Origin of the sequence: Saccharopolyspora sp. NPDC000359, from assembly GCF_040300525.1 — a bacterium.
Lineage (GTDB): Bacteria > Actinomycetota > Actinomycetes > Mycobacteriales > Pseudonocardiaceae > Saccharopolyspora.
On record NZ_JBEPDU010000101.1, the window covers coordinates 1 to 7,079 of the forward strand.

Sequence of the window (7,079 nt, forward strand, 5' to 3'; positions counted from 1 at the left end):
GTGGTTTTCTGTGTTGTGCTCTTCCTTTCCCCCCGCGGGTGGGGTTTGGGCGGTGTGGTGGTGCGGCCCCGGGTGGGCTAGCGCCCCCAGCGGGTGTAGCGCGGGCCGCTCCGCGCGGAGCGGCGGGTGGTGCGGCGGCCGGGTTCCAGGGCAGTGGTCGCGGCCCGCACCAGCCAGGCGTTGGCCGACAACCCCTCGCGCTGGGCGGCCGCTTCGATCTGGACCTTGAGGTTCTCGGGCAGGCGGAGGTTGATCCGCGTCATGGCCCCCTCGTCGCCGTCTGCCGGGGGCGGCGGGGGCTGCTCGACGTCGGCCTCGGCCCCCTCCTCGACTGGTGGCGGGGTCACGACGAAGTCGGGGTTCCCGCTGCGGAACCGGAGGTCGACCGAGCCCGGGGCGAGGTCCCGGGTGATCTCGTCGGCAGCGGCCGACAACGCGTCCAGCAACGTCATCCGGACGGCCGCGTCGAGCGGCGCGGTGAGGCGCTCGGCCAGAGCCCGGGCGTCCTCCCCGCTCGCTTCGGCCGCGACGGTGAGCTGGTGGCGCAGGTTGTCGACGTACGTCGTGAGGTCCATGACGCCATCATGGCACCACCGTGGCACCACCGCAAGCCAGATTGGCACCACGGTTTCGGGCGAGGACGCCTACCACCACCCCACACCCACGAGCGACTTGCGTCAACTCACCGATGAACCACCGGTGGCACCATCACGGCACCGGGAGGACGCACACCGGCGTCGGGGTCGGGACCGGATCGCCGACCGGGTTCAGCTCCCCACCCGCGGAGATCGCGAACGCCTGCACGTCGTTGCTGCGCTGGCCCGCGGCGAACAGGACCTGGCCGTCCGGGGACAGCGCGATGTGCCGGGGTTCGGCCACCCCCGCCGGGTGGATGCCGAGCAGCCGGAACTCGCCGTCGCTGGCATCGGCCTGGAACACCGCGATGCTGTCGTGGCCGCGGTTGGAGGTGAGCACGAACCGCCCGTCCGGGGTCACCACCACCTCGGCGGCCAGGCTCGGCCGCCCGTAGTCCGGCGGCAGCGCGCTCAGCGTCCGCCCCGGCTCCAGCTCGCCGGTCGACGGGTCGTAGCCGAACTCGGTGACCGAGGACGCCAGCTCGTTGACCAGGTACGCGCGCTCGCCGTCCGGATGGAACGCCAGGTGCCGGGGCCCGGCCCCGGGGCGCAGCGCCACCTCGTGCCGCAGCGCCAGGTGCCCGGTCTCGACGTCGAAGTCGTAGACGTGGACCGAGTCGGTGCCCAAATCCACCGCCAGCACGAACCGGCCAGCCGGGTCCGGCAGCACCTGGTGGGCGTGCGGGCCCTCCTGGCGCTGCGGGTTCGGACCACTGCCGCTGTGCTGCACCACGTGGCACGGCTCGCGCAGCACGCCACCGGCGTCGATCGGGTGCACGACCACGTTGCCGGACTGGTAGTTCGCGGTCAGCAGGTACCCGCCGGACGGATGCACGCTCAGGTGGCACGGGTCCGAGCCGAGCGTCGGCTGCGAGTTGAGCTCGCGGAGGGTCCCGTCGTCGCGCACCTCCAGCGCGAAGACCCGGCCGTCGCGCTGCTCGCTGACCGCGAACAGCGTCGACCCGTCCGGGGCGAGCGCCAGGAACGACGAATCGTGCACCTCGGCGACGCTCTCGGTACACCGCAGCGCACCGGCGTCGTCCGCGGTGGCCAACCGGATGCCGTCGGCCGCGGAATCCGCGCCCGTGTAGGCACCCAGGTACACCCGGTACTCGTCCGGCATGGACGTCCCACCTCCCGCAGCCGCGGACCACCTGCCGCCACCATGATCCCAGTTCCCGCACCGGAACAACGAATGGACGACATGACGGCTGACCACGCAACGAAGTGACGTCGCAAGCAACACCTCGCGGCTGAAATCTCCGCTACTCGCGACATAACCTTGTGCCTATGACTGCCGTTCCGTCGCACCTCGAGACCTCGTCCAAGGCCGCCGACCTCCGCGCCCTCGACGAGCAGTACAGCGCGCACAACTACCACCCGCTGCCGGTCGTCGTCGCCGAGGCGTCCGGCGCCTGGATGACCGATGTGGACGGACGGCGCCACCTGGACTTCCTGGCCGGGTACTCAGCGCTGAACTTCGGCCACCGGCACCCCGCGCTGGTCGCCGCCGCCACCGAGCAGCTCGGCCGGGTCACGCTGACCAGCCGCGCGTTCCACCACGACCAGCTCGGCCCGTTCTGCCGCGAACTCGCCGAGCTCACCGGCACCGACCGGGTGCTGCCGATGAACTCCGGTGCGGAGGCCGTCGAGTCCGCGATCAAGATCGCCCGGAAGTGGGCCTACCAGGTCAAGGGCGTGCCGGAGAACCAGGCGGAGATCATCGTCGCCGGGTCCAACTTCCACGGCCGCACCACCACCATCGTGTCGTTCTCCACCGACCCGGTCGCGCACGACGAGTTCGGGCCCTACACCCCGGGCTTCCGCATCACCGACTACGGCGACGCGGCCGCGGTGGAGGCCGCCATCACCGAGCGCACCGCGGCGATCCTGGTGGAGCCGATCCAGGGCGAGGCGGGCGTGGTCGTGCCACCGGCCGACTACCTGCCGCGGCTGCGGCGGCTGTGCGACGAGCACGGCGTGCTGCTGATCGCCGACGAGATCCAGTCCGGGCTGGCCCGCACCGGAGAACTGCTGGCCAGCGAGCACGACGGCATCCGCGCCGACCTCTACACCCTCGGCAAGGCGCTCGGCGGCGGCATCCTGCCGGTGTCCGCGGTGGTCGGCCGGGACGACGTGCTCGGCGTCCTGCGCCCCGGCCAGCACGGCTCAACCTTCGGCGGCAACCCGCTGGCCTGCGCGGTCGGCCGGGCGGTGATCCGGTTGCTGAGCACCGGCGAGTTCCAGGAGCGCTCCCGCGAGCTCGGCGCGCACCTGCACGCCCGCCTCGGCGAGCTCGTCGGCCGCGGGGTCGTGGAGGTCCGCGGCCGCGGCCTGTGGGCCGGGGTGGAGCTCGCCCCGGGCGGGCCGACCGGCCGTCAAGCCAGCGAGGCGCTGCTCGAGCGCGGCGTCCTGTGCAAGGAGACCCAGGACAGCACCCTGCGCCTCGCCCCGCCGCTGGTGATCACCCGCGACGAGCTCGACACCGGGCTCGACGCGATCACCGAGGTGCTGGCCCGCTGACCCCACCGGCCCGTGAGCACCGCCAAGGGGTGCTCACGGGTCAGGAGGCGGCGAGGTCGCGGGAGAGGGCCGTCAGGCGGCTGATCGCGCGGAGGTACTTCTTTCGGTAGCCGCCGTGCAACATCTCCTCGGTGAACAGCGCCGACAGCGCCGCACCGGAGACGCGCACCGGGATGGAGCGGTCGTAGAGGCGGTCGGCCAGCGCGACCAGGCGCAGCGCCACGTCCTGGTCCGGTGCCGCGTGGACGCCGCTGAGGTGGACCGCGGTGACACCGTCGACCAGGCGACCGTACTTCGAGGCGTGCACCCCTGCGAGGTAGTCGCACAGCTCGTCGAAGTCGTCCAGCGTCGAACCGTCGGTGGCCTCCGCGAGGCGGACCAGCTCGTCGTCGCTCATCGGCGGGGGCGCCTCGGGCAGCCCGCGGTGCCGGTAGTCCGGGCCGTCCACCCGCACCACGGCGAACCGGGCCGACATCGCGTGGATCTCGCGGAGGAAGTCCGCCGCCGCGAACCGGCCCTCGCCGAGCTTGTCGGGCAGCGTGTTGGAGGTGGCCGCCACGTGCACGCCCGCGTCGGTGAGCTTGGCGATCAGCTGGGTGACCAGCATCGTGTCCCCGGGGTCGTCCAGCTCGAACTCGTCGATGGCCAGCAACCTGTGCTCGGAGAGCCGCCGGACGGTCTCGGCGAAGCCCAGCGCCCCCACCAGGCCGGTCACCTCGACGAACGTGCCGAAGGACTTGCGGCCCTCGGTGGCGTGCCACAGCGAGGCGAGCAGGTGGGTCTTGCCGACGCCGAACCCGCCGTCGAGGTAGAGCCCCCGCTTGCCGCTGTCGGCCTTCTTGCGGCCGAACACCCCACGCAGCCACGACCCGCCGCCGTCGGCGTTGATCCGCTCGGCGAACGCCGCGCACTCCCGGACCGCCGCCGCCTGGCTGGGCTCGTCCGGGTTCGGGAGGTAGCTGGCGAAGCTCACCGCGTCGAACATCGGCGGCGGGGTCATCGCCTCGACCAGCTCGTCCGGGGACAGCTCAGGACGGCGGTCGACCAGGCGCGGAGAACTCATGCGCCGACTCTATAACCGGGTGCCCCGCATCCAGGGCGCGCGGGCGCGTGCTCCTAGTCACCGCCGAAGCGCCGGACGTGGTGGGATTGACGCGTGGTCGACGAACTCTGGCCGGTGGACGGCGCGCAGCAGGTGGACGACGAACTGGAGCGGTTCTACGCCTACCCCGAACAGCGGGAACGCCCGTGGGTGCGGGTCAACTTCGTCTCCAGCCTGGACGGCGCGGTCACCGTGGGCGGGCGCTCGCGCGGGTTGTCCGCGCCGGTGGACCAGCGGGTCCTCGGCCTGATCCGGGACCTCTCCGACGTGGTGCTGGTCGGGGTGGGCACCGCGGTGGTCGAGGGTTACCGGGGCATCAAGCGCAGCGAGGTCCGCGCCGAGCGCCGCACGCGCCACGGCCTGTCCGAGGTCCCGCCCATCGCGCTGGTCACGGCCCGCGCCTCGCTGCCCCTGGACTCGCCGCTGCTGACCGACACGGTGGTGCCGCCGATCGTCCTCACCACCGAGTCCGCGCCCGCGCAGCGCCGGACCGAGCTCGCCGACGCCGGGGCCGACGTCGTGGTGACCGGCGACGCGGAGGTGGACCTGCGGGTCGCGCTGGACGCGCTGGCCGAGCGGGGGCTGCGCCGCATCGGCTGCGAGGGCGGCCCCCGGTTGTTCGGCTCGCTGGTCGACCAGGACCTCGTCGACGAGCTGTGCCTGACCCTCTCCCCGCTGCTGACCAGCGGAGACGCCGGTCGGATCGCGGTGGGCGCCGGTGTTGAGCCGCCCCGGGCGATGCGGCTGGAGTCGGTCCTGCACGCGGAATCGCTGCTCCTCCTGCGTTACGCGAGAATGCGCGAGTGACTGTTGGGGCCAGCACCGACGAGGCCATCGGGGCCCGCCCGCACCGCCGAGCCGAGCTCGAATCCGCATGGACGCCTGTGCAGCGCGCCGCGCGCATCCCGGTCGACCCACCGCACGGTTTGGTGGAGCGCGCCCCGCTGACGGCTCGCAGCGGGTTCGGTGCGGCACCGCTCGACCTCGCCCCGCGGCGGCACGCTGGGGGTGGTGCTGACGCGGCAGCTGCGCGCGGAGCTCTGGGGGCGCGTCGCCGACGTCGAACCGGCGAGAACAGCGGGACAATGGTGGTGCGGCCCACAGTCGCGCAACACCAGGTCGGGTGCGCGCATCCGATCCACACCAGTGCAAGCCGGGCCGCGGCGGCACCGGCGCAACCAGAAGGAGCGTCATCCTCATGACCCAGAACAGCGGGAGCACGCAGAGCGCGCAGCCCACGACCGAGCGCGGCGCCGAGGGGCGGCGGATCCCGGAGAGCCGGACCGGCGCGGCACCGGCGCGGCTGGCCGACGACACCTCCCAGGGCAAGACCACCATCGCGGCGTCGGTGGTGCAGAAGATCGCCGGGATCGCGGCCCGCGAGATCTCCGGGGTGCACGCGATGGGCGGCGGGGTCTCCCGGGCCTTCGGCGCGATCCGGGAGCGGATCCCGGGCGGCAGCGGCACCTCCTCCACCTCCGGCGTGCAGGTCGAGGTCGGCGAGAAGCAGGCCGCGGTCGACCTGGACCTCGTGGTCGAGTACGGGGCGTCCATCGTGGACCTGGCGCGCGCGGTGCGGCGCAACGTGATCACCGCGGTGGAACGGATGACCGGGCTGGAGGTCATCGAGGTCAACATCGCGGTCAACGACATCCACCTGCCCGACGAGGACGGCGAGGAGAACGGCCAGCCCGCCCCCTCGCGCGTCGAATAACCACCCGGTAAGCACCCAGCGGCCCAGGAGGACGTCCACCGAATGCCGGACCAGGTTTCCGCCAGTGAACTGGCCGACCGCGTGCTGGCCCACCCCGCGGTGGCGCGGTTGCACGGCGGTCAGTACGGCGAGATCGCCACCTACCAGCCCGGGCAGCGGATCACCGGGGTGCGGGTGGGCGACCGCGCGGTCGAGGTCGCGGTGGTGCTGCGGCTGGACCGGCCGCTGCCGGAGGTGCTGGCCGAGCTGCGCGGTGAGCTGGCCGCGGCCGCCGGTGGGGTCCCGGTGGACATCACCGTGGCGGACGTGATCACCCCTGCCGATCCGGCGGAGGGCGCATGATGGTCGCTGTGCCGCAGGATCCGGACACCCGCCGCGCCGTCCGCGCGTTCGCCCGGGCGCACCACCCGGACGTCGGGGGCGACCCGGAGGTGTTCGCCGCCGGGCTCGCCGCGCTGCGCGCGGGCCCCGACCGCTTCGACGCGCCGGTCGTGGTGGTGCACCGCCCGCGCGGGGTCCGCAGCCTGGTGCACCGGTTCCGCGCCTGGCGCGCCCGCCGCACCCGCCCACCCCGGGTCCGCTGAGCGGACCTCGACCAAGCCGACAACCGAGAGCCCTTGGAGGGTTTGCCAGATGAATTGGACACAGACCGGCCTGCTCGCCGGGCTCATCCTCGGCGCGACCGCCGCGCTCGGCGGATTCACCGGCTTCCTGATCGCGCTGCTGGTCGGCGCGCTCGGGCTGGTGGTCGGTCGGCTGCTGGACGGCGAGCTGGAGATCGGCGACATCCTGGGCCGCGGGCGGGACCGATGAGCGCTGAGACCGCCGAGCGCGCCGACCCGGGCGACCGGGGCAGGTTGCACATCAGCCGCTCCGTGCTGCGCAAGATCGCCGAGCACACCGCGGACCAGGACCCGGGCTGCGCGCGGATGCGCCGCCGGATCACCGGGCTCGGCCTCGGCCAGCACGGCGCGAGCGCCCAGGTGTCCGGCCCGGACGACGCGCTGCGCGTCCGGCTGGACGTCGCGCTGCGCTACCCGGCGCCGGTCCGCGACGCCGTCGCGGCGCTGCGCACCCGGATCGGCGTGGAGCTGGCCCGCCTGGC

10 protein-coding genes are annotated in these 7,079 nt (G+C 73.4%); 7 read left to right on the forward strand and 3 right to left on the reverse strand.

What is annotated here, in order from left to right; all coding sequences use genetic code 11:
• Window positions 1-77 precede the first annotated feature (77 nt).
• Window positions 78-575: a hypothetical protein gene (locus tag ABT324_RS33040; protein WP_351185742.1), complete on the reverse strand. Its 498-nt coding sequence runs from the start codon at window positions 573-575 to the stop codon at window positions 78-80.
• A gap of 133 nt (window positions 576-708) precedes the next feature.
• On the reverse strand, window positions 709-1,758 hold the full coding sequence (locus ABT324_RS33045; protein WP_351185745.1) for a lactonase family protein: 1,050 nt from the start codon (window positions 1,756-1,758) through the stop codon (window positions 709-711).
• Window positions 1,759-1,925: 167 nt separating this feature from the next.
• On the opposite strand from ABT324_RS33045, the gene rocD reads away from it, so the two are divergent.
• Window positions 1,926-3,158, forward strand: a complete 1,233-nt coding sequence (rocD, locus tag ABT324_RS33050) for an ornithine--oxo-acid transaminase (RefSeq protein WP_351185748.1) — start codon at window positions 1,926-1,928, stop codon at window positions 3,156-3,158.
• A gap of 40 nt (window positions 3,159-3,198) precedes the next feature.
• On the opposite strand, the gene zapE is transcribed toward rocD, so the two are convergent.
• Window positions 3,199-4,221, reverse strand: a complete 1,023-nt coding sequence (gene zapE, locus ABT324_RS33055) for a cell division protein ZapE (RefSeq protein ID WP_351185751.1) — start codon at window positions 4,219-4,221, stop codon at window positions 3,199-3,201.
• A 93-nt stretch (window positions 4,222-4,314) separates the two neighbouring features.
• On the opposite strand from zapE, the gene ABT324_RS33060 reads away from it, so the two are divergent.
• The 6 genes from ABT324_RS33060 to ABT324_RS33085 form a co-directional block, all read left to right on the forward strand.
• Window positions 4,315-5,067, forward strand: a complete 753-nt coding sequence (locus ABT324_RS33060; protein WP_351185754.1) for a pyrimidine reductase family protein — start codon at window positions 4,315-4,317, stop codon at window positions 5,065-5,067.
• 391 nt (window positions 5,068-5,458) lie between these two features.
• The gene (locus ABT324_RS33065) at window positions 5,459-5,974 is read left to right on the forward strand and encodes an Asp23/Gls24 family envelope stress response protein (RefSeq protein WP_351185757.1); all 516 of its coding nucleotides are present in this window, start codon (window positions 5,459-5,461) and stop codon (window positions 5,972-5,974) included.
• A 42-nt stretch (window positions 5,975-6,016) separates the two neighbouring features.
• Window positions 6,017-6,316, forward strand: a complete 300-nt coding sequence (locus tag ABT324_RS33070) for a hypothetical protein (RefSeq protein WP_351185760.1) — start codon at window positions 6,017-6,019, stop codon at window positions 6,314-6,316.
• The gene (locus ABT324_RS33075) at window positions 6,313-6,558 is read left to right on the forward strand and encodes a hypothetical protein (RefSeq protein ID WP_351185763.1); all 246 of its coding nucleotides are present in this window, start codon (window positions 6,313-6,315) and stop codon (window positions 6,556-6,558) included. The genes ABT324_RS33070 and ABT324_RS33075 overlap by 4 nt, the downstream gene beginning before the upstream one ends.
• A gap of 49 nt (window positions 6,559-6,607) precedes the next feature.
• Window positions 6,608-6,787, forward strand: coding sequence for a hypothetical protein (locus ABT324_RS33080; protein ID WP_351185766.1), 180 nt, complete (start codon window positions 6,608-6,610; stop codon window positions 6,785-6,787).
• Window positions 6,784-7,079, forward strand: a 296-nt coding sequence (locus ABT324_RS33085) for an Asp23/Gls24 family envelope stress response protein (protein ID WP_351185769.1), incomplete at its 3' end; no start/stop codon positions are given. The genes ABT324_RS33080 and ABT324_RS33085, both read left to right, overlap by 4 nt.

What these genes read in the sequence shown, in the direction of transcription:
- zapE (WP_351185751.1), bottom strand. Translation starts at nt 4,221, where the DNA reads ATGAGTTCTCCGCGCCTGGTCGACCGCCGTCCTGAGCTGTCCCCGGAC.
- ABT324_RS33080 (WP_351185766.1), top strand. Translation starts at nt 6,608, where the DNA reads ATGAATTGGACACAGACCGGCCTGCTCGCCGGGCTCATCCTCGGCGCG.
- ABT324_RS33045 (WP_351185745.1), bottom strand. Translation starts at nt 1,758, where the DNA reads ATGCCGGACGAGTACCGGGTGTACCTGGGTGCCTACACGGGCGCGGAT.
- rocD (WP_351185748.1), top strand. Translation starts at nt 1,926, where the DNA reads ATGACTGCCGTTCCGTCGCACCTCGAGACCTCGTCCAAGGCCGCCGAC.
- ABT324_RS33065 (WP_351185757.1), top strand. Translation starts at nt 5,459, where the DNA reads ATGACCCAGAACAGCGGGAGCACGCAGAGCGCGCAGCCCACGACCGAG.
- ABT324_RS33040 (WP_351185742.1), bottom strand. Translation starts at nt 575, where the DNA reads ATGGACCTCACGACGTACGTCGACAACCTGCGCCACCAGCTCACCGTC.
- ABT324_RS33075 (WP_351185763.1), top strand. Translation starts at nt 6,313, where the DNA reads ATGATGGTCGCTGTGCCGCAGGATCCGGACACCCGCCGCGCCGTCCGC.
- ABT324_RS33070 (WP_351185760.1), top strand. Translation starts at nt 6,017, where the DNA reads ATGCCGGACCAGGTTTCCGCCAGTGAACTGGCCGACCGCGTGCTGGCC.